The organism is Sphingomonas kyeonggiensis (assembly GCF_014196745.1).
GTDB lineage: Bacteria > Pseudomonadota > Alphaproteobacteria > Sphingomonadales > Sphingomonadaceae > Sphingomonas > Sphingomonas kyeonggiensis.
Genome location: NZ_JACIEH010000002.1, coordinates 494813 through 515832, shown reverse-complemented (window position 1 = coordinate 515832; position 21020 = coordinate 494813). Strand labels below are relative to the sequence as shown.

Sequence of the window (21020 nt, the reverse complement as noted above, 5' to 3'; positions counted from 1 at the left end):
ACCCCCAAGCAAGGAGCATACCCATGAAGCAGATGATGATCGCCGCAGCGGCCCTGTTCGCGCTCGGCACCGGCATCGCCCAGGCACAGGACGTGCCGCAGAACGCACCCCAGGACGCCCGCATCTTCACCGATGCCAGCGGCTTCCGCGCCGAGGAGACGCCGGGCGGCTATCAGCCGGCCAGCTCGCCCTTCTCCGGCCCGGTCACCCCGACAACCCAGGTCGTGTTCGTGCCGCAGGCGCTGACCCCCAGCCAGGCCTATCCCGCGCCGGCGCCGCTCAAGGCCTATCCGGCCTGCAAGCCGGGCCGCGAGGACAATTGCCGCCAGCGCCAGTGAGCTGACGCACAGGCGGAACGCATGGCGCGCCGGCGGCCCAATGGGCTTCCGGCGCGCTTTCGTATCTTTTCGTCGCGCAACCGAAACTACTGTATGATGGCTGTCATCGTCCTTGCCGACGATACCCATCTCGCCGGCCGGGGCTCCCCCTCCCCGGCTTCGCCCTACCTCTGACGCTGGAGTATTCGACATGGCTACCATCACCACTCAGGACGGCACCGAGATCTTCTACAAGGACTGGGGCCCCAAGGACGCCCAGCCGATCGTCTTCCACCATGGCTGGCCGCTGTCGTCGGACGACTGGGACGGCCAGATGCTGTTCTTCCTCAATGAAGGCTATCGTGTCGTCGCGCATGACCGCCGCGGCCATGGCCGTTCGGCGCAGGTGGCCGAGGGCCATGACATGGCGCACTACGCCGCCGACGCCTCGGCCGTCGCCGAGCATCTCGACCTGCGCAACGCCGTGCACATCGGTCACTCGACCGGCGGCGGCGAAGTCGCGGCCTATGTCGCCCGCCACGGCCAGCCCCAGGGCCGCGTCGCCAAGGCAGTGCTGGTCAGCGCGGTGCCGCCGCTGATGCTCAAGACCGAAGCCAATCCGGGCGGCCTGCCGATCGAGGTGTTCGACGGAATCCGCGCGGGCGTGGCCGCCAACCGCGCCCAGTTCTTCCTCGATTTCGCCTCGGGGCCCTTCTACGGCTACAACCGTCCGGGCGCGACGATCTCGGAAGGCGTGATCCGCAACTGGTGGCGCCAGGGCATGGATGGCGCGGCCAATGCGCACTATCACGGCATCAAGGCCTTCTCGGAAACCGACCAGACCGAGGACCTGAAGGCGATCACCGTGCCGACGCTGATCCTGCACGGCGACGACGACCAGGTGGTGCCGATCGCCGATGCGGCCCTGCTCTCGGCCAAGCTGGTGCAGAACGCCGAGCTCAAGGTCTACAAGGGCTATCCGCACGGCATGCTGACCACGCATGGCGATGTGCTCAACCAGGACCTGCTGGCGTTCATCAAGGCCTGAGGCTCTTCCGAGCAAGAAGAAAGGCCCATCCCTTGCGGGGTGGGCCTTTTCTTTTGGGCGCGCACCCGATCGATCGGTTCCGGTTTGAATTCTCCTCCCCGATCCCATTGCCCGGAAAGCCGGCCAGACTAGCCTGCGGACCATCACGCGACTTTCGCGTGACGGAAAAGGGGGCATGATGAAGAAGCAGATTGCCACTGCATTCGCCGTCGTGGCGATGATGCTGGCGCCGGCCGCGTGGGCGCAATATCGGTACTTCGGCAACATAGTACCCGATCCCGACCCCTCCAAGGTCGTCGAGTACATCATCACCTACACCGACGGGAACATCGACGGCGTGGTGGGCCGGCACATCGTCTATTGCGGCGGTGACGAGGATTTCGGCGGCCAGATCACCATGTGGATGGAATATCAGCAGGTCGGCATCTGCGAGCCGCCCTATTACGACCCCGAAAATCCCTGATCGCGCCTGACGCGCAAATAGCTGCGGCAGCCGACGCGGGAGGGCTCCTCCGTCGGCTGCCGCAGCGATCCAGCTTTCCTGGCCCGAGCCGAGCCTACACCATCTCGGGCGTGCGGCAGGCCTCGTAAAGGAACCAGGCGCGACGCTCGCTCTCGTCGATCCACACTTCGAGCAGGCTCGTCGTCGCGACGTCCGAATAGGCGTCGCACAGCTCGTGCACGCGGCGCAGGGCGGCGACCAGCTGCTTGTTGTCGCCGTGCAGCTCGGCGAGCATGTCCTGCGGATCGACATAGTCGGCATTGTTGTCGAGCAGCCGCTGGTTGCCGGCGATGTCCGAGATCGAGCGGATCGTGGTGCCGCCGATCTTGCGCGCACGCTCGGCGATGACGTCGGTCATCGCGAAGATCTGGTCGCCCTGGTCGTCGAGCATCAGGTGATAGTCGCGGAAGTTCGGACCGCTCATGTGCCAGTGGAAGTTCTTGGTCTTCAGGTAGAGCGCGAACACGTCGGCGAGCAGCTTCTTGAGCCCGGCCGAGATGTCGCGGGTGGCGCTCTCGCCCAGGTCGGTCGGCGTGCCGAGCTTGCGCTCGGCGGCGGTGATGAAGGTCATTTCCAGTCTCCTTGGAAGTCGGCGCAGGGGGATGCGCCTTGCAAGGCGGAGATCGGTGGGCCGACAGTGCGCGCCAACCCAAACCATGGTGTGAACCAGGGGGGCGACCGTGGCACAACATCTTCGTATGATTGGCCGCAGCCTTCGCAGCTGCGAGAGTGCAACCGGGACATATCGAAAGGGCGCGACCATGGAATGCCGGCATGTGATGACCGTGAACGAAGTCACGCCAAGCGCCCGTGGCTGCGAGGAATGCCTGAAGATCGGCAGCGAATGGCTGCATCTCCGCCTGTGCCGTGCCTGCGGCCATGTCGGCTGCTGCGACCAGAGCCCGCACCGCCACGCCACCGCGCATTTCCACGCGACCCGCCATCCGATCATCGAAGGCTATGACCCGCCCGAGGGCTGGGGCTGGTGCTATGTCGACGAGGTGGTGGTTGATCTGCCCGACCAGACACCCCAGCTGGGGCCGATCCCGCGCTACTATTGATCCCGGAGTTTCCATGAGCACCACCACGCCCCAGGCCGCCGACGCGGCACCGGATACGCTCGGCCGTCCGCTGATCTTCGCCATGGCCGCCGCCGCGGGCATCGCAGTCGCCAATATCTACTACAACCAGCCGATGCTGGGCGTCATGCAGCGCGACCTGCCGGGCAGCGGCACCGTGCTGGTGCCAACCGCGACCCAGATCGGCTATGCGCTCGGCCTGTTCCTGCTCGTGCCGCTGGGCGACCTGGTGGAGCGCAAGCGGCTGATCGCGATCCAGTTCGTCATACTGGCCGGCGCGCTGGCGCTGGCCGCCATTGCCCCGAGCGCGGCGATGATCATCGCGGCATCGGTCGCGGTGGGCTTCGCCGCGACCGTGGCGCAGCAGATCGTGCCGCTCGCCGCGCACCTGGCGCCGCCCGAGAAGCGCGGCGCAGTGGTCGGCACGGTGATGGCCGGGCTGCTCTGCGGCATCCTGCTCAGCCGGACGCTGGCCGGCTTCGTCGCCGCCCATGCCGGCTGGCGCGAGATGTTCTGGCTGGGCGTGCCGCTGGCGCTTGCCGCGGGCGGCGTGATGGCACTGACCCTGCCGCACAGCGCGCCGGACTCCGAGCTGCGCTATCCCCAGCTGCTCCGCTCGCTCGGCGGGCTGTGGCGCGAGTTCGGCGCGCTGCGCCATGCCGCGATCACCCAAGGCCTGTTGTTCGCAGCGTTCAGCGGCTTCTGGACGATCCTGGCGCTACGGCTGCAGGAGCCGGCCTTCGGGCTCGGCTCCGAAGTGGCCGGCCTGTTCGGCGTGATCGGCGCAGTGGGCGTGCTCGCCGCGCCCATCGCTGGCCGTATCGCCGACAAGAAGGGGCCGCGGCCGGTGATCCTGCTCGGCGCGGTCTGCGTGCTGATCGGCTGGGCGTTCACCGGGCTCTGGGCCTCGATCGCCGGCATGGTGATCGGCGTGATCCTGCTCGACTTCGGCGTGCAGGGCGCGCTGGTCTCGCACCAGCATGTCGTCTTCGCGCTGCGGCCGGAGGCACGGGCTCGGCTCAACACCATCTTCATGGGCGCGATGTTCGTCGGCGGTGCGGTCGGGTCGGGCGCGGCGACCTGGGCATGGTCCGTGGGCGGCTGGACGGCGGTGTCCGCGCTCGGCGCAGCATTCGCGGCGGTGGCGGTGCTGATCCAGTTCACGCACCGGCAGCCGCACTAAAAGCCCTCTCGAATACTCCCGTCATCCCCGCCTGCGCTGGGATGACGATTGGAATTATGCTTCTCGCACCCGTAGCGTTGCCAGTGCCGCCAGCAACATCACCACCGCTGCGATAGCCATCGTCCAGATCGGCTGGCCGGGGAAGACGTGCCGCATCACCGTGCCGATCACCGTCGCGACCAGCAGCTGCGGGATGACGATGAAGACGTTGAACAGGCCCATGTACACGCCGAGCTTGGCCTGGGGCAGCGACGAGGCGAGGATCGCATAAGGCATCGCCAGGATCGACGCCCAGGCGATGCCGATGCCGATCTCGGCGACCAGCAGCGTGTTCGCATCCCGGATCACCAGGAAGCTTGCATAGCCGAGCGCGCCCAGGCCCAGCGCGATCGCGTGGGTGCGCGCCTTGCCGAAACGGCGGGCGAGCGGTCGGAGCAGGAAGAGCGCCGCAAGCGTGGCGACGGCATTGTACGCAGCGAACAGGATGCCGACCCAGTTGCCCGCATCATTATAGCCTTCGCTCGCCGGATCGGGCGCGTGGAAGACATATTGGGCGACGACCGGGGTGGTGTAGATCCACATGATGAACAGCGCCGACCAGCTGAAGAACTGGACGACTGCGAGCCGCTTCATCACCGGCGGCATGCCGGAGAAATCGGCCATCAGGTCGCCGAGCAGCCCCCCACCCCGCGTCACCGCCGTGACGATCCGCGAGGCGCCATAGGCGGCGAGCAGGCCGGCGAGCAGGTAGAGTTCCTTCTCAAGCCCGAGCGTGAACACCGCAACGCCGAGCGCGGCGCCGGCTGCCAGCCAGGGCACTCCGGCGGTGGTCGAAGCGGGCGGCGGCGCTTGCGGCTCCGGTGCTGGGCCATCGAAGGCCGCGATCTCTTCAGGGGAATATTCGCGGGTCGTGAACACGGTCCAAAGCACCGCAAGCAGCAACGCCGCGCCGCCAAGATAGAAGCTCCAACGGACCGTATCGGGCAGGCCGCCGCCCGGTGCGACATTCGACACGCCGAAATGATCGAGCAGGAACGGCGTCGCCGACCCGATCACCGCGCCCGCGCCGATGAACGCGGTCTGGATCGCATAGCCGGCGGTGTGCTGCTCCTTGTCGAGCATGTCACCGACGAACGCGCGGAACGGCTCCATCGAGATGTTGAGCGAGGCATCGAGCACCCAGAGCAGCAGCGCCGCGACGAGCAGCACCGGCGCATTGGGCATTCCGATCAGCGCCAGCGTCGCCAGCACCGCGCCGGCCAGGAAATAGGGGCGGCGGCGACCGAACCGGCCCCAGGTCCGGTCCGAATAATGGCCGATGACTGGCTGGACGAGCAGGCCTGTCAGCGGGGCGGCGATCCACAGCAGCGGGAGATTGTCGATGCTTTCGCCCAGCGACTGGAAGACGCGGCTCATGTTCGCGTTCTGCAGCGCGAAGCCGATCTGGATGCCGAGGAAGCCGAAGCTGATGTTCCACAGCCCGGCAAATCCCTGGCGCGGCCGCCCCCCTGCCTTGCTCACCGGCGACCGGCCTTCTTGCCCGGCGCGACGAAGCGGATCGCCTCGCCGCCGCCCGGCGCCAGCGCGATCGAGAGGGTGTCGCCCTTCTTCACCTGCTTGCTCTCGATCGTGATCGAGTGGCGGGCATCGGTGCGATAATCGGCACCCGGGCCGTCGCGGTAGATCTCGGCGGTGTAGGTCTTGCCAGGATCGAGGAAGTCGAGCGTCACGGTCGAGCTGCGCGCTTCCTCGTCGCCCACGGCGCCGAGATACCAGTCGTCGCTGCCCTTCGCCTTGCGGACGATCGTCGCATAGTCGCCGACTTCGCCGTTCAGCACGCGGGTGTCGCTCCAGTCGGTCGGCACATCGCGGATGAACTTCATCTCGCGCGGATACTTGGCGTAGTTCTCCGGCGTGTCCGCCGCCATCACCACCGGCGAATAGAGCACGACGTACAGGCCGAGCTGCTTGGCGATGGTCGACTTGATCGCCGATCCGTTCGAACCGCTGAGGCTGAGCACGCCCGGGGTGAAGTCCATCGGGCCGCCGAGCAGCTGGGTGAAGACCATGTTGGCTTCATGCTCGGGCGGGTTCTTGCCGCCTTCCCAGGCGTTGTACTCCATGCCGCGGCCGCCCTCGCGCGCAACCCAGTTCGGGTAGGTGCGGCGGAGACCGGTATCCTTCACCGGCTCGTGGCTGTCGATCGAGACGTGATACTTTGCTGCGGTCTCCACGACGCGGAGATGGTGGTTCACCATCCACTGGCTCTCATGCCATTCGCGGTGCTGCGAACCGTCCGGATCGACGCGCTCGATCTGGCCGGCGTCGGTGACATAGCCGGTCTTGACCACCGGGATGCCGTGGTCCTGGGCATATTTGAACGCGCGGTCGAGCTGGCTGTCATAATGGCTGGCCGAGCCGCCGGTCTCGTTATGGCCGATCAGGTAAACGCCCTTGGCCTTGGAATAGCGGGCAAGCTCGGCGGCGTCGAAATCCTCGGTCGGCTGGTCGAAGTTCATGTCCTTGCCGTTGCCGAACCAGTTGCCGTCCCAGCCGACATTCCAGCCCTCGACCAGCACGCCGGGGATGCCGTTGGCGGCGGCGAAGTCGATATACTGCTTCACATGCGCGGTGGTGGCACCGTGCTTCGGGCCCCGCGACCAGGTCCATTCGCCCTTGATCATGTTCCACCAGACGCCGACGAACTTGCCCGGCTTGATCCAGGAGACGTCGCCGAGCTTGTTCGGCTCGTTGAGGTTCAGCGTCATCCGGCTGGCATTGTAAAGGCCGGCCGCGTCATCGGCGATCGCGATCGTGCGCCATGGCGTCGAGAAGCCGGCATCGCGCGAGACCTTGGGCGCCCCTGCCCCCGGGGTGAGCGAGGCCTTGAAGGTGTTCCCCTCGGCCCGCTGCAGGTTCATCGCGGCATAGTCGATCAGTGCCGCCTCGTGCAGCGCGACATGGGTGCCGTCGGCAAGCTTGACCGTCATCACCGTCTGCGCGGTGCCGACCGCATCGAGCGGGGTCTTGTTGTAGAGATATTCCTCGCGGTTCCACAGATAGGCGGGCTTCCACCAGGCGGTGCCCGGCCCGGCAAAGGCGAACTCGGTCAGTTCGTCGGCGATATTGGCGTGCTTGAGGTTGGCCTGGGCCGGCAGCGTGTAGCGGAAGCCGATACCGTCATCGAACAGCCGGAAGGTGACGTCCATCTCGCGCTTGAGATCGGACTTCTCCTGCAGCCGCACCGTCATCTCGGTGTGGTTGTCGCGGATCGTCGACCATTCGCCGAAGGGCTGCGTCCACGTCGTGTCCGACTTGTCGCGCTTCACTTCGACCACGCCCATGCCCCGGTCGAGCTTCGGCGCGTCGGTGAACAGGAAGCCGAGCCGGCTGTCGGTGAGCAAGGGCTTGCCGGCACGCTGGACGGCGTAGCTCGCCCGCCCTTCGCCATCGATGCTGATCGTGACGGTGAGCTTGCCGTCCGGCGACGCGGCGCGGGCAACGGCGTTGCCCTCCAGCTTCTGCGAGAGGTCATCCTGCGCCAGCGCCGGGGCGGAGAAGGTGAAGGCGGCGAAGGCCAGCGCGATGGGGGCGAACTTCATGGATACTCCTCAGACTTCGAAGCGGGCGATCAGCCCGGAATAGGGGGCGACGGTCCAGTCGGTGACCTCGCCGGTCGAGAGCAGCGGGCGCCATTGCCCGGCATCCGCCGGCCTGAAGTGCCGGCCAGTGTCGCCCAGATTGAACAGGCAGAGCAAGCGCTCGCCCTCGCCTTCGCGCTCGAAGGCGAGAAGATCGGCGGGGGCGTCGAGAAAGGCGATGTCGCCGGTGCGTAGCGCGGGCGAGCCGTTGCGGAGCGCCAGCACCTGGCGGGTCCAGGCGAGCAGCGAGCCGGCATCGGCGTTCTGCACGTCGATCGCCAGCGTCGCGTGGTTGGGGCCGACGGGCAACCAGGGCTTGCCGCTGGTGAAGCCGAGCTGCGGGGCCTGTGCCTCCCAGGGCATCGGCGTGCGGGCACCGTCGCGCGACAGGGTGCGCGGCCAGTTGGCGATCGCCTCGGGATCCTGGAGGTCCTCGAACGCGATCTCGACCTGGTCGAGGCCCAGCTCCTCGCCATAGTAGAGGAAGATGTTGCCGCGCAGCGCCGCGAGCAGCAGCATCTTCATGCGGGCGAACGCGTCCGCCTGCCCGGGCGCGGCCCAGCGTGAAACGGCGCGTGGCGCGTCGTGGTTCTCGAACGCCCAGCTCGGCCAGCTGCCGCCCGAGTGCCAGTTCTCCAGCGCCTCGCGCACCGCCGCGGCGGTCAGGCTGGGGGCATAGAGGAAGTCGAAGCCATAGGCGGTGTTGAGCCGGTTGTTGCCGGCGGTGAACAGCTTCATCTCGCGATCGGCATCCGCCCCGCCGACTTCGGCGACGGTGAAGCGATCGGGATATTCGTCGAACACGTCGCGCAGCCGCTCGAGGAACGGCGGGATGTCGGCGTGGCTCTGGTTGTAGATGTGGAGCTGGAAGTCGAACGGGCGGGTGCGCGGCGTGTTCGAAGCAGGCGCCGGCGGATTGTCGCGGAATTCCGGGTCGTGCATCGAGAAGTTGATCGCATCGATGCGGAAGCCGTCCACGCCGCGATCGAGCCAGAAGCGGGTGATCGCGAGCAGCTCTTCCTGCACTTCGGGCAGGTGGCAGTTGAGCTGGGGCTGCTCCTTGAGGAAATTGTGCATGTAATATTGGCCACGCCGCGCGTCCCAGGTCCAGGCCGGACCGCCGAAGACGGACTGCCAGTTGGTCGGCGGCGAGCCATCGGGCTTGGCATCGTGCCAGACGTACCAGTCGGCCTTGGGATTGTCGCGGCTGGCGCGGCTCTCGACGAACCAGGCGTGCTGGTCCGAAGTGTGCGCCCAGACCTGGTCGATCAGCACGCGCAGGCCAAGCGCATGGGCGCGGGCGATCAGCGCGTCGAAATCGGCGAGCGTGCCGAAGATCGGATCGACGTCGCGATAGTCCGCCACGTCATAGCCGAAATCGGCCATGGGCGACTTGAAGAAGGGCGACAGCCAGATCGCATCGACGCCCAGGCTGGCGACATAGTCCAGGCGCTGGGTAATTCCGGGCAGGTCGCCGATGCCGTCGCCGTTCGAATCGAAGAAGCTGCGCGGGTAGATCTGGTAGATCGATGCGCCCTTCCACCAGGGCTGGGCTTCGTGGGGTTCCGCTTTCGCGGCAAGCGTAGTCACTGCTGGGTCTCCGCCGCGCACACCGCATAGCCGAGCGGTGGCAGGGTGATGGTCAGGGAGCCGGGGGCGCTGGCACGAGGCGCGCAGCTTCCGGCGAGGGAACGGAAATTCACGGATTTCACTTCGACCTGCACCTGACGGGTCAGGGGCTCGGTCGAGGTGTTGAAGGCGAGCAGCACTTCGGCGCCGGTGGCGGGATCGAAGCGCGAGAAGGCGAGCAGGCCGGGCTTGTCCTCGCGGGCGCGGAGCAGCTGGCGGCCGCGGGTGAGCGCCGGCGTGGCGGTGCGCAGGCGGGCGAGCGTGGCGATCTCGCGGAAGATGGGGTTGGTCTCGTCGAAGCGCGAGGTGGCGGTGGTGGCGTCGCTGCCGACCAGCTTGCGGGCGTTGTACTGCGCGACCTTGCTGCCGAACTGGTCCTCGCGCGCATCGACATCGTTCGAACCACCGGCAAAGCCCTGCTCGTCGCCGGCATAGATCGTCGGCACGCCGCGCAGGGTCAGCAGCAACGCGTTGGAGAGCAGCACGCGCTGGAGCACCTCCGCCTCGCTCGCCTGCGGGAATGCCTTGCGGACGAACCAGGCGAAGCGGCCATTGTCGTGATTGCCCGAGAAGGTCGGCAGGATCGCCGAGGTATCCGTGCCTTGCGCATAGAGCACGTCGCCGTCGAACAGCTTTTCGAACACGTCGGTGCCCCTGGTGCCGGCGACGCTGTCGAGCAGTGCCTGGCGGAAGGCGAAGTCGAGGACCGAGGGCAGTTTCGCGGTGATCGTGTGCGCGGCCTGGGCGGCCGGATCGGCGACTTCGCCGAAGATGTGGAAGTTCGGGATGCCCTTCGCGTGCGCGCGCTCGAGCATCGGCGGGACGAAGGCGGCCCAGAATTCCGGGTTTACATGGCGGGCGGTGTCGATGCGGAACCCATCGATCCCGAACCGGTCGATCCAGCTGCCATAAATGTCGATCATCCCCTCGAGCACCCGCGGATGCTCGGTCATCAGATCATCGAGCCCGACGAAATCGCCCATCAGCGAGCTCTCGCCGGCAAAGGTCGAATCACCCCGGTTGTGGTAGTAGATCGGATCGTTGAGCCAGGCCGGATGCTTGATCGCCTTCTCGCCCTCGGGGACGAAAGGCGTGTAGGCGTAGCTCGGATCGGTCAGCTTCGCGAAGTTCGCCACGGTACCGACATCGTCGCCGGCGAAGCCCGGATTGATCGGGGCGCCGTTCACCCCGCCGCGGCGCTGATAGGGATAGTCGGCACGGCCGCGATAGGCGCAGGCGCCGCATTCGCGATACTGGATGACGTCCGCCGTGTGGTTCACGACGATGTCCATGTAGACTTTCATGCCCTTCGCATGCGCCGCTGCGACCAGGGCCGCAAAATCCGCGTCGGTGCCGAAATGCGGATCGACATGGGTGAAGTCGGTGATCCAGTAACCGTGATAGCCAGCGCTCTGCTGGCCGGAGCCGCCCTGGACCGGCTTGTTGACGAAGATCGGCGCGACCCAGATCGCGGTGATGCCGAGCTTCTGGAGATAGGGGAGCTTGCTCGTGAGGCCCTTCAGGTCACCGCCGTGATAATAGCGGGCGTCGGTGGGATCGAAGCCGGTGGTGCCGCGATCGCCGGTAAGGCCGCCACGGTCGTTCGACGGGTCGCCATTGGCGAAGCGATCGGGGAGGACGAAGTAGATCACTTCGTCCTGGGGCAGGCGCTCGCGGTAGCTCTGCGCGGCAGCGGACAGCGACGCGAGTGTGGCGAGGAGCGCAAGAGCCAGCTTCACGCGGCCACTCCCCCGCAATGCTGCGCCACAAAGGCGGCATGATCCTGCATCTGGCCGACCTCCCGGGCGTTCAGCAGCTCGATCAGTTCGAGATATTCGGCGATCTCCTCCCGCGACGGCGCATCGGCCAGTGGGTGGTAGCCGGCCGCGGCGATCCCCTGCCCCGCCAGGACCTGGAACCAGGCGACTTCGCTGAACAGGTCCGCCTCGCCGCGGACGATCGCGCCCGAGGCGCGCCAGAGCTCGATCTTGTGACGCAGGCTGTCGGGCAGCACGACGGCGCGGCGTTCGGCCCAGAAGGGCTCGTCGCGGTCGTTCGCCCAATAGTGCAGCACGAGGAAATCGCGGATGCGGTCATACTCGAGATGCGTCTGGCGGTCGTACTCGTCGCGCTGGACCTGGCTGACATGGCGGCCGGGCAGCAGCTTGAGGATCCGCTCGATGCCCGACTGGATCATGTGGATGCTGGTCGATTCCAGCGGCTCGAGGAACCCGCTGGCGAGACCGAGCGCGATGACATTGTGCTTCCAGAAGCTCTGCCGCTTGCCGGCGGTGAAGCGCAGCGGCCGGGGATCGTCGAGCGGCTTCTCGTCCAGCCCGGCGAGCAGCCGCGCGGCTGCCTCGTCGTCCGAGAGATGCGCGCTGGAATAAACGATCCCATTGCCGGTGCGGTGCTGGAGCGGGATGCGCCATTGCCAGCCGGCACCATGCGCGGTGGCGCGGGTATAGGGCGTGAAGTCGCGGGCGCGCTCGGACGGCATCGCCATCGCGCGGTCGCAGGGGAGCAGGTCGCTCCACGCCTCGAACCCTGCGCCCAAGGTCTCGCCGATCAGCAGGGCGTGGAAGCCGGTGCAGTCGAGGAACAGGTCGCCGGCGACTTCGCGCTCGCCATCGAGCCTGAGCGCGGTGACGTCGCCGCCCTCGCCGTCGCGTTCTACCGTGACGATCCTGCCCTCGACACGCTCCACGCCGCCGCTCTCGGCCAGGCCGCGCAGGAAGCGGGCATAGAGGCCGGCGTCGAAATGGAAGGCATAGGGCATTTCGGGCAACAGCTTCGCCGTCCGCGCCGGGCCGCGCTGCATCCGGTTGGCCAGCGCCGCCGCATTGTTCAATGCATAGGGCGCGAGCGGCTTGGCGACGCCCTCGGCCTTGCCGCGCAGCCAGCTATGCTGGAAGGCGAGCAGCCCGTTCTCTCGGCCGACGTCGCCGAACGCGTGCATATAGCGCCCGCCCCTGGTCCAGCCGACGAACTCGATCGCCAGCTTGAAGCTCGCCTGGGTGGCGGCGATGAACTGGTTCTCGTCCACGCCCAGGCTGGCGTTGAACAGGCGGAGCTGAGGAATCGTCGCCTCGCCTACCCCGACCGTACCAATCGCCTCGGACTCGACCAGGGTGATATGGAAGCGCTTGTCGAGGAACCGGGCGAAGGCCGCCGCGGCCATCCAGCCCGCGGTGCCGCCACCGGCGATCACGATGCGGATCGGCTGCTCAGTCTGCACGTCGGCGCCTCGACAAAAACAGGTGGCCCGGCGGGGAAGCCGGGCCACAGCTCGGGGGGGGATCAGAACTTGTAGGTCAGGCCGAGATAATAGTCGCGGCCATAGCGCTGATACTCGCGCACCAGGCGGGGATCGGTCGCCTCGGTGGTGACGAAAGGCTGATCGGTGATGTTCTTCGCCTGGGCGAGGATCGAGAGGCCGGCGAGCGGGCCGCTCTTGAACTCATAGCCGATCTGCGCGTCGAGCACGCCTTCCGCACGGCCCTGACGATATTCCGGGTTGGCGGAAAGGCCAGCCAGTTCCGCCAGGAAGCTGTCGCGCCAGCGATAGGTGGCACGTGCCTGGAAGCCGCCCTTCTCGAAATAGGCGGTGCCGGTGGCGACCCACTTGGACTGGCCGGGCAGCGTGATCGGGTTCACGTTGTTGGCGTAGCGGATCTTGCTGTCGACATAGGTGCCGCTCGCGAACACGCCGAAGCCGTCGAGCGCCTTGCTGAACACGCTGAAGGGCAGCGAGGCCGTGGCTTCCACGCCCAGGATATCGCCGCGGCCAGTGTTCGCCGGCGAGCTGACCAGGCCGAACTGCGCGTTCTGGCCGCGGACGATCGCCTGCTGCGCCGGGGTGAGCGCCGGGAGCAGCGCCGAGAAGTCGTACAGCACCGAATTGTTCGGATCGACGAAATCGGTCAGGTGCTTGAAGAACCCGGTCAGCGCCAGATAGCCGCCGCTGTTGCCGAGATACTTCTCGAACGAGATGTCGATATTGGTCGACTGGTACGGACGCAGGCGCGCATTGCCGCCGTTCGAGCTGAAAGGGCTGTTCTGCGGCAGGCTGCCCTGGCCGATCTTCGAGATGTCGATCGACACCGCCTGGGTCACGCGCTCCTGATCCAGGCGCGGGCGCACCATCGTCTGGGCGGCACCCATCTTGATGAAGAAGTTCGGCTGCAGCTCGAGGCTGAACGAGGCCGAGGGCAGGAAGTTGGTGTAGCTCTCCGAGCTGTTCACCGGCGAGATCGTCACCACGCCGCCGTTCAGCGCAGCGATCTGGCCGTCACCGCCCTGCTTGGTGTGGACCACCTGCAGACCGAGCGAGCCGCGCAGCGCCTTGCCGCCCACTTCGCCATCGAGCGTGAGCTTGGCATAGCCGGTCAGCACGTCCTCGGTGACGGTGTTGTCGCGCACCAGCGAGTCCGGACGGTTGTCGAACACCGAGTTGAGCAGGCCATAGACCTTCATCGGATCGACGGTGAGCATCTGGGGAACGCCCAGATAGTCGAGGCTCACCTTCTCGCCGAGCAGCACGTCGTTGGGCACCGCGACGCTCGTCGGCGTGCCGCTGGCGACGGTGCAGTTGGTGCCGCCGCCCTTGGGGCAGAGGAAATAGCTGGTGTACTTGCTCTGCTTCTCGCGCCGGCTGTAGTTGCCGCCGACTTCCCAGGCGCTGAACACGCTGCCGCTGATCTCGCCCTTGAAGCTGGCGCGCAGCGACTTGAGATCGTCGGTGAAGTCCGGACGGTTGAGGAAGCCGGCCTGCACCACCGCGGTGGTGCCGTTATAGCCCCAGCCGCGCGGATCGGTCAGGCGGATGACGCTGGTGTTCGAATAGTCGAGCGTCGGCACGATGTTGTAGGTGCCGTCGCTGTTCTGGTGGATCTTCACCGTGTCCTTGGCGCCGGTCGAGTTGTAGCCGGTGCCCGAATAGGTCTCGAGCAGGAAGTCGGTGCGGGTGGCGCGGCTCCAGCTGGCGTCCACGTTGAAGTGGATCGTGTCGCTCAGCTTGAAATCATTGTTCCAGCCGAGCGAGATGTTCTCGGCCTTGCGCTCGTTCAGGTCGTTGCGCTGGACGTTGACCAGGTTGCTGATCGTCGCGTCGGTGACCAGCCCGTTCTGCACGGTATAGCCCGGGGCGATCACGCCGTTCGAGCCCCAGGTCGGCGCGATGCCGAACTCGATACCGCGCAGGTGCTGGGTTTCCTTGAAGTTCGAATAGAGCGCATCGAACGTCGAGTGGAAATTGTCGCTGGGCGCCCATTCGATCGTGGCGACGCCGCCATAGCGCTTCAGCAGGTTCGACTGGACGTACGGCTTGGCGCCGCCGAGCATCAGGTTGCCGCCGACCGCCGGATCGTTCGGGAAGCCCCAGGCGGCATAGCGCTCGATCTGGGTGGGCGTGTTCTGCGCGGAGACGCCCAGCGCGATGCCCAGCGTGTCGTTGGCGAACTTGCCGACATAGGTGGCCGACGCCTTGTAGCCGTAGCGCGTGCCGTCCGGATTGAGCTTGTCCGTCTCGTTCATCTGGCCACGGGCCGAGACGACGAAGGTGTTGGCCTTCTGGTCGAGCGGGCGCAGCATGCGCAGGTCGACGGTGCCGGCAATGCCGGCCGCGATCAGCGAAGCGTCCGCCGACTTGTAGACGTTGACGTTCTTGAAGAATTCCGAGGGATACTGGTCGTACTCGACGCCGCGATTGTCGCCGACGGTGACCTGCTCGCGGCCGTTGAGCAGCGTGGTCGAGAAGTCGGGGCCGAGGCCGCGGATCGACAGGCGCTGGTCGCGGCCCTCGAGGCGCTGCGCGGTGACGCCCGGGATGCGGGCGAGCGAGTCGGCGATCGAGACGTCGGGCAGCTTGCCGATGTCTTCCGACGAGACCGAGTCGACGATGGTGACGTTGTTGCGCTTGATGTTCGCCGACGAGGTCAGCGAGGCGCGGATGCCGGTGACGACGAGCGCGGCTTCGTCGCCGCTGGTGTCGGAAGCCTGATCGGCGGGCGCGGGATTGGCGTCCTGCGCAAAGGCCGGGGTCGCGCCGAGCAACAGCAGCGCTGCGCCGAGCGTGCGGGTGCTGGCACCCATCGAAAGCGAACGCAGAATCGCTGCGTGATTGGACAATGCCATCTAAACCTCCCCAATATCCGCATCGCCTTCACTGGCGACGGTTTTTCTAAGCCTCTCCCAATTCGGCGCATGCGGCCGACAAGGGAAGGCAAGCGCATACGTATTCAGCAGCGACTTCCGATTTGGGGACAGGCAGGGTAGTTCAGGGGAACGCGCAGACAATTGCGCGGCACGGGAGACGGAAACGGCATGGCCTCGCCGGACAAGCCGACATCGTTCGACATCGCGGCACTGGCGGGAGTCTCGCAGCCGACGGTGAGCCGTGCCCTGCGCGGCGATCCGACCGTCAACGAAGGCACGCGCAAGCGTATCGAGGCGATCGCGGCGCAACTGGGCTACAAGGTCGACAAGAACGCATCGTCGCTGCGGCGCGGCCAGAGCAGTACCCTCGCCCTGCTCTTCTTCGAGGACCCGCTGCCCGACGGCACCGCGATCAATCCCTTCTTCCTGGCGATGCTCGGCTCGATCCTGCGCACCTGCGCCAAGCGAGGATACGACCTGCTGACCTCGTTCCAGCAGCTCTCGTCCAACTGGCACAAGGATTACGAGGACGCGCGCAAGGCCGACGGGCTGATCCTGCTCGGCTATGGCGATTACGAGCTGTACCGCGCGCGCCTGCAGGACCTGGTGCGCCAGGGCACGCATTTCGTGCGCTGGGGATCGGTGGAGCTCAACGGCCTGGGCACCACGATCGGCTGCGACAACATGCTGGGCGGGCGGCTGGCTGCGGAGCATCTGCTCGAACGCGGCCGGCGGCGGCTGGCGTTCATCGGCGACGCGACCAGCCATTATCCCGAATTCCGCGACCGCTATCACGGCTTTTGCGACACCCAGCTCGCCGTCGGTATCGAGCCCGATCCGCGGTTGCAGATCGGCGCGCTGTCGATCGAGGAATCGGGCTATGTCGCGGCACAGGAATTGCTCGCCAACCGCGTACCGTTCGACGCGATCTTCGCCGCATCGGACCTGATCGCAATCGGCGCGCTCAGGGCGTTGCAGGAAGCGGGCAAGTCGGTGCCGGGCGACGTCTCGGTGGTCGGCTTCGACGACATCCCGGCGGCGAGCCTGACCCACCCGCCGCTCACCACCATCGCCCAGGACTATAACGCCGCGGGCGAGGTACTGGTCGACACGCTGATCGGTGAGATCGGCAACCATTCGTCCGAGATGCGGCTGCTGCCGCCGACGCTGGTGGTGCGCAAGACGAGCTAAGGCGTTTACTGCGGCCCGCTTGTCTGACCATAAAGCAACCAATGACGAAGAAGACCGCCAAGGAACGCACGCCCAAGCCCGGCGCCCGGCTAACCATGCAGGACATCGCCCGCCTGGCGCAGGTGTCGACCCCGACCGTGTCGCGCGTGCTGAACGGCAGCCCGCTGGTGACCGAGGAAACGCGCGAGCGCGTGATGGCGGTGGCGCAGGCGCATGGCTATGCGGTCAACCGCAACGCCGCCAAGCTGCGGCACACCCGCACCAACACCGTGGCGGTGATGCTCGATTTCGGATCGCACCGGCACGGCGCGATTGGCGATCCCTTCATCTTCGAGCTGCTCGCCGGGGTGTCCGAGGCATTGTCGATCCGCAACCAGGACCTGCTGCTCTCGCCGCCGGGGCTGGAGGATGTCCGCGCCTATCGCGACTTCTACCAGGCGCGCGGGGCGGACGGGTTCATCGTGCTCGGCCAGGGCACGCGCGACGCGATGCTGCGCGAGCTGGGCCGTGCCGACGTGCCGCTGGTCGTGTGGGGCGCAGTTGCCCCCGACGCCGGCTATTGCGCGATCGGCAGCGACAATTTCCTGGGCGGCGAGCTGGCCGGGCGGCACTTCGTGGCGAGGAAGCGCAAGCACTGGCTGTTCGTCGGCGACATCCGCCACGAGGAGCTGCGCCTGCGCTACGAGGGGCTCTGCGCGGTGGCCAAGGATCATGACGACGTGACGGTGGACTTCCTGCCGATCGCCTCGATGGCCTTCAACGCCACCGCCGACACGGTCGCCGCCTATCTCGCCGCAGGGCGCCTGCCCGACGCGGTGTTCGCCTTCTCCGATACCGCCGCGATGGCGGTGACCGGCGCATTCAAGGAGCGCGGGCTCACCGCGCCGCGCGACTATGCGCTGGTCGGCTACAACAACATCCCGCCCGCCGCGCATTTCAGCCCGGCGATCACCACGATCAACCAGAAGACCGACGTTGCTGGCGCGCTGCTCGTCGAGAAGCTGATGCAGCAGGTCGATGGCGGCCGTGCGCGCTCCACCACGCTGCCAACCGAGATCGTCGTTCGGGATACCTAAAGCTGGGGGCGACTGGCCTCCTTCCGTCGTCCCGGCGAAAGCCGGGATCTCAGGCGATGGCGCGAACGACGGGACAAGAGCCGCACGAGACCCCGGCTTTCGCCGGGATGACGGGATAGACCGACGCCTTTGTTCTTGAAAACGATATCAAAGAGCCTGTAACGCAGCTTTCCATAAGATTGGGGAGCGGGTGTTGGCTCGAGTACTGAACGGCGCGGACGATGGGGTGCTCTTCGCGGAGGATGGCTGGTCGCTCGATGTGATCGGCGACGAGCCTGCGCGCGAGGGCTGGGCCGCGACGATTCTAGCCCTTTCCAATGGCGCGCTGGGTGTGCGCGGCGCGATCGAGGAGCGGGCCGAGGCCAGCACCTTCCTCGCCCATGCCTATGAGCAGGCACCGATCCATTATCACGAGAAGCTCAAGGGTTTCGCCACCACCTCCGACTCGCGGGTGCCGGTGGCCGAATCATTGGGCATCGACGTACGGATCGATGGCGAAGCAATCGATTTCACGCAGCTCCGCTCGGCGACCCGCCGCACGCTCGACCTGCGCGCCGGCATGCTCCGCCGCGAGACGCGCTGGTCCTTTCCCGATGGACGGCTGCTCCGCATCTTCGGCGAGCGGATCGTGCCGCTCGACGGGAGCACGCTGCTGCTCCGCCGCTTGCGCGCGGAATTCGACGGCGAAGGCGTGGTCACGCTCCACCCCCGCCTGGCCCCCGCCCCCAGCGGTGCCACCCAATCGGACGACCCGCGCATCGGCGTGAACCTCGCCTCGCGCGGCTTCGAGACCGAGCAGGCGAGCGACGAACTGGTGGTCGAGCGCCTGCCGGGCAGCGGCATCGGCGTCGCCGCCGTCCAGCGCAGCCGGGAAGAGGATGGCTGGCTGCTCGTCGCGACCGGCTATGCCGCAGGCCGCGACGCGTCGCAGACGCTCGTCGCCGATGCCGGCGCGCTTGCCGGGACGGCCCTGACTGACGGCTTCGAGGCTGCAACGGCCGCACAGCGCGTGCTGCTCGACACGTTCTGGGCCGGCGCCGACCTGACCATTACCGGCGAACCGCGTCTCGCCGCGACCCTGCGCGCCAACCTGTTCCACCTCTTCGCCTCGGCCGGCCGCGACGGCCGATCGAGCGCCGCGGCCAAGGGGCTGACCGGCGAAGGCTATGAGGGCCATTATTTCTGGGACACCGAAGCGTTCATGCTGCCGGTGCTCTCGGTGCTGGCGCCCGACATCGCCCGGGCGATGCTGGTCTACCGCGCCGGCACTCTCGAGGCCGCCTTCGCCAATGCCCGGGCGCTCGATCACAAACGGGGCGCGCTCTATGCGTGGCGCACGATCGAGGGCCGCGAATGCTCGGCGCACTACCCGAGCGGCTCCGCGCAATATCACATCAATGCGGCCATCGCTTTCGCGATCGGGACCTATGTCGATGCGACCGGCGACGAGGGCTTCCTGGCCGAGCATGGCGTACGCATGCTGGTCGAGACCGCGCGGATCTGGCTGGCGCTGGGCGACTGGGCGGAGGGCCGCTTCCACCTGCGCGGCGTCACCGGCCCGGACGAGTACACCGCGCTGATCGACGACAATTGGTACACCAATCGGATGGCGCAGAAGCATCTGCGTCTCGCCGTCTCGGCCGCCGATCGCGTCGCCGCGATCGATCCGGAAGCCTGGGGCTGGCTCGCCGCCGAGATGGAGCTGGGCGCGGCCGAGCTCGCCGAATTCACGCGCACCGCCGACGGCATGCACCTGCCGTACGACGCCGCCCGCGGCCTCGACGCGCAGGACGCCAGCTTCCTCGACAAGCCGCGCTGGGACGTCGCCGGCACGCCCGCCAGCGAATTCCCGCTGCTGCTCCACTATCACCCGATGACGCTCTATCGGCACCAGGTGTCGAAGCAGGCCGACATCGTGCTGGCGATGGTGCTGGGCGGCGAAGAGGTCTCGGCCGAACGCAAGCGCCGGGTGTTCGACCATTACGAGCCGATCACCACGCATGATTCCACCCTCTCCGCCTCCACCTTCGCGATCCTGGCGAACGAAGTCGGGCACGAGGCGCAGGCGCTGGACTTCTTCGCCGAGACCAGCCTGGTCGATATCGACGATCGCCACGGCAATACCGGCCACGGCGTGCACATGGCGGCGCTGGCGGGTTCGTGGCTGGCACTGGTCTGGGGGTTCGCGGGTTTCCGTCCCTATGGCCCGCAATTGCGCTTCCGCCCGACCCGGCCCGCCGACTGGCAGGGCTACAGCTTCGGCCTCACCTGGCGCGGCACGCTGGTGCGCGTCGAGGTGGCGGGCGACCAGATCACCTATAGCGCCGTCTCGGGCCCCGAGATCGTGATCGGACACCACGATACCGAGATCCGCCTCGCCGCCGGCGCGCACTGGACCGGGGCGCTCGGATGCTGAAGGGCGTCGCCTTCGATCTGGACGGGGTGCTGACCGACACGGCGCGGGCGCATTACCGGGCGTGGAAGAAGCTTGCCGACATGCTGGCGATCCCGTTCGACGAGGAAGCGAACGAAGCGCTGAAGGGCGTCGACCGGATGGGCAGCCTGGCGCTGATCCTCGGCGACCGGCCCGGCCATGACGAGGCGGAACGCATCCGCCTCGCGACGCTGAAGAACGACTGGTACCTGGAAGAGATCGCCCATTTCGGCCCGGAGGACCTGTTCCCCGGCGCCCGCGAGGCGCTGGAGCAGTGCCGCGCCGCGGGCCTCGGCATCGCCCTCGCCTCGGCCAGCCGCAATGCACCGCTGCTGATCGCCCGGATGCAGGTGGCCGAGCTGTTCGACACGATCATCGATCCCGCGAGCCTGGCCGCCGGCAAGCCCGCACCGGACATCTTCCTCGCAGCGGCGGAAGCGCTGGGCAGGGCACCGGCGGAGATGCTGGGGGTCGAGGATGCCCCGGCCGGCGTGCAGGCGATCCATGCAGCGGGAATGAAGGCGGTGGGTGTCGGCGATCGCGCTGCCCTGCCCGATGCCGACTGGATCATCCCGGCGATCGCGGACTTCGATCTGGCCGCTTATTCGGCCTGACCGGTCCCTCCTGTCATCCTTCCCCCACTTGGGATGACAGACCTAGTTCCCCGGTGCCGGCGTCGAATGGCCGCACCGGGGAACCATCTTCTTGCAATGTAGGATTTCACATGCTTGCGTCGACCGGCCGGGAACCGTGCCCGGCCGCTC

Annotated in this window: 16 protein-coding genes; 9 read left to right on the top strand and 7 right to left on the bottom strand. The window is 67.2% G+C overall.

Annotated elements, in window-relative coordinates:
- Positions 1 to 23: 23 nt before the first annotated feature.
- From GGR46_RS11460 to GGR46_RS11450, 3 genes are all read left to right on the top strand, one after another.
- The gene (locus GGR46_RS11460) at positions 24 to 338 is read left to right on the top strand and encodes a hypothetical protein (RefSeq protein WP_183997784.1); all 315 of its coding nucleotides are present in this window, start codon (positions 24 to 26) and stop codon (positions 336 to 338) included.
- Between the two features lie 190 nt (positions 339 to 528).
- Complete coding sequence (locus GGR46_RS11455) at positions 529 to 1365, top strand: alpha/beta fold hydrolase (RefSeq protein WP_183997782.1); 837 nt, start codon at positions 529 to 531, stop codon at positions 1363 to 1365.
- Between the two features lie 178 nt (positions 1366 to 1543).
- Positions 1544 to 1828, top strand: coding sequence for a hypothetical protein (locus tag GGR46_RS11450; RefSeq protein WP_183997780.1), 285 nt, complete (start codon positions 1544 to 1546; stop codon positions 1826 to 1828).
- Positions 1829 to 1922: 94 nt separating this feature from the next.
- Here GGR46_RS11450 and GGR46_RS11445 read toward each other — a convergent pair whose 3' ends face one another.
- Positions 1923 to 2438, bottom strand: coding sequence for a Dps family protein (locus GGR46_RS11445; protein WP_183997778.1), 516 nt, complete (start codon positions 2436 to 2438; stop codon positions 1923 to 1925).
- 208 nt (positions 2439 to 2646) lie between these two features.
- Between GGR46_RS11445 and GGR46_RS11440 the strand changes: the two genes are divergently transcribed.
- Together GGR46_RS11440 and GGR46_RS11435 are read left to right on the top strand one after the other, a co-directional pair.
- The gene (locus GGR46_RS11440) at positions 2647 to 2928 is read left to right on the top strand and encodes a UBP-type zinc finger domain-containing protein (RefSeq protein WP_246426039.1); all 282 of its coding nucleotides are present in this window, start codon (positions 2647 to 2649) and stop codon (positions 2926 to 2928) included.
- A gap of 13 nt (positions 2929 to 2941) precedes the next feature.
- Positions 2942 to 4129, top strand: a complete 1188-nt coding sequence (locus GGR46_RS11435) for an MFS transporter (RefSeq protein WP_183997774.1) — start codon at positions 2942 to 2944, stop codon at positions 4127 to 4129.
- A 54-nt stretch (positions 4130 to 4183) separates the two neighbouring features.
- Here the strand turns inward: GGR46_RS11435 and GGR46_RS11430 are convergent, their stop codons facing one another.
- The 6 genes from GGR46_RS11430 to GGR46_RS11405 form a co-directional block, all read right to left on the bottom strand.
- A complete protein-coding gene (locus GGR46_RS11430) occupies positions 4184 to 5650 on the bottom strand; it encodes an MFS transporter (RefSeq protein WP_183997772.1) in 1467 nt (488 codons plus the stop codon).
- On the bottom strand, positions 5647 to 7731 hold the full coding sequence (locus GGR46_RS11425; protein WP_183997770.1) for a glycoside hydrolase family 97 protein: 2085 nt from the start codon (positions 7729 to 7731) through the stop codon (positions 5647 to 5649). Before GGR46_RS11425 ends, GGR46_RS11430 begins: the two co-directional genes overlap by 4 nt.
- 9 nt (positions 7732 to 7740) lie before the next feature.
- The gene (locus GGR46_RS11420; RefSeq protein WP_183997768.1) at positions 7741 to 9360 is read right to left on the bottom strand and encodes an alpha-amylase family glycosyl hydrolase; all 1620 of its coding nucleotides are present in this window, start codon (positions 9358 to 9360) and stop codon (positions 7741 to 7743) included.
- Complete coding sequence (locus GGR46_RS11415) at positions 9357 to 11138, bottom strand: alpha-amylase family glycosyl hydrolase (RefSeq protein ID WP_343058113.1); 1782 nt, start codon at positions 11136 to 11138, stop codon at positions 9357 to 9359. The genes GGR46_RS11420 and GGR46_RS11415 overlap by 4 nt, the downstream gene beginning before the upstream one ends.
- A complete protein-coding gene (locus GGR46_RS11410; protein WP_183997764.1) occupies positions 11135 to 12637 on the bottom strand; it encodes a tryptophan 7-halogenase in 1503 nt (500 codons plus the stop codon). Before GGR46_RS11410 ends, GGR46_RS11415 begins: the two co-directional genes overlap by 4 nt.
- A gap of 62 nt (positions 12638 to 12699) precedes the next feature.
- The gene (locus GGR46_RS11405) at positions 12700 to 15492 is read right to left on the bottom strand and encodes a TonB-dependent receptor (RefSeq protein ID WP_183997762.1); all 2793 of its coding nucleotides are present in this window, start codon (positions 15490 to 15492) and stop codon (positions 12700 to 12702) included.
- Positions 15493 to 15723: 231 nt separating this feature from the next.
- Between GGR46_RS11405 and GGR46_RS11400 the strand changes: the two genes are divergently transcribed.
- From GGR46_RS11400 to pgmB, 4 genes are all read left to right on the top strand, one after another.
- Positions 15724 to 16746, top strand: coding sequence for a LacI family DNA-binding transcriptional regulator (locus tag GGR46_RS11400; RefSeq protein ID WP_183997759.1), 1023 nt, complete (start codon positions 15724 to 15726; stop codon positions 16744 to 16746).
- Between the two features lie 41 nt (positions 16747 to 16787).
- A complete protein-coding gene (locus GGR46_RS11395; protein ID WP_183997757.1) occupies positions 16788 to 17822 on the top strand; it encodes a LacI family DNA-binding transcriptional regulator in 1035 nt (344 codons plus the stop codon).
- A gap of 193 nt (positions 17823 to 18015) precedes the next feature.
- Positions 18016 to 20238, top strand: a complete 2223-nt coding sequence (locus GGR46_RS11390; protein WP_183997754.1) for a glycoside hydrolase family 65 protein — start codon at positions 18016 to 18018, stop codon at positions 20236 to 20238.
- Positions 20232 to 20870, top strand: coding sequence for a beta-phosphoglucomutase (gene pgmB / locus GGR46_RS11385; protein ID WP_183997752.1), 639 nt, complete (start codon positions 20232 to 20234; stop codon positions 20868 to 20870). The genes GGR46_RS11390 and pgmB overlap by 7 nt, the downstream gene beginning before the upstream one ends.
- Positions 20871 to 21020: the final 150 nt, after the last annotated feature.

Coding starts and splice junctions, on each gene's coding strand:
- GGR46_RS11455 (WP_183997782.1), top strand. CDS start 529: ATGGCTACCATCACCACTCAGGACGGCACCGAGATCTTCTACAAGGAC.
- GGR46_RS11405 (WP_183997762.1), bottom strand. CDS start 15,492: ATGGGTGCCAGCACCCGCACGCTCGGCGCAGCGCTGCTGTTGCTCGGC.
- GGR46_RS11435 (WP_183997774.1), top strand. CDS start 2,942: ATGAGCACCACCACGCCCCAGGCCGCCGACGCGGCACCGGATACGCTC.
- GGR46_RS11395 (WP_183997757.1), top strand. CDS start 16,788: ATGACGAAGAAGACCGCCAAGGAACGCACGCCCAAGCCCGGCGCCCGG.
- GGR46_RS11450 (WP_183997780.1), top strand. CDS start 1,544: ATGAAGAAGCAGATTGCCACTGCATTCGCCGTCGTGGCGATGATGCTG.
- GGR46_RS11400 (WP_183997759.1), top strand. CDS start 15,724: ATGGCCTCGCCGGACAAGCCGACATCGTTCGACATCGCGGCACTGGCG.
- GGR46_RS11445 (WP_183997778.1), bottom strand. CDS start 2,438: ATGACCTTCATCACCGCCGCCGAGCGCAAGCTCGGCACGCCGACCGAC.
- GGR46_RS11425 (WP_183997770.1), bottom strand. CDS start 7,731: ATGAAGTTCGCCCCCATCGCGCTGGCCTTCGCCGCCTTCACCTTCTCC.
- GGR46_RS11460 (WP_183997784.1), top strand. CDS start 24: ATGAAGCAGATGATGATCGCCGCAGCGGCCCTGTTCGCGCTCGGCACC.
- pgmB (WP_183997752.1), top strand. CDS start 20,232: ATGCTGAAGGGCGTCGCCTTCGATCTGGACGGGGTGCTGACCGACACG.
- GGR46_RS11440 (WP_246426039.1), top strand. CDS start 2,647: ATGACCGTGAACGAAGTCACGCCAAGCGCCCGTGGCTGCGAGGAATGC.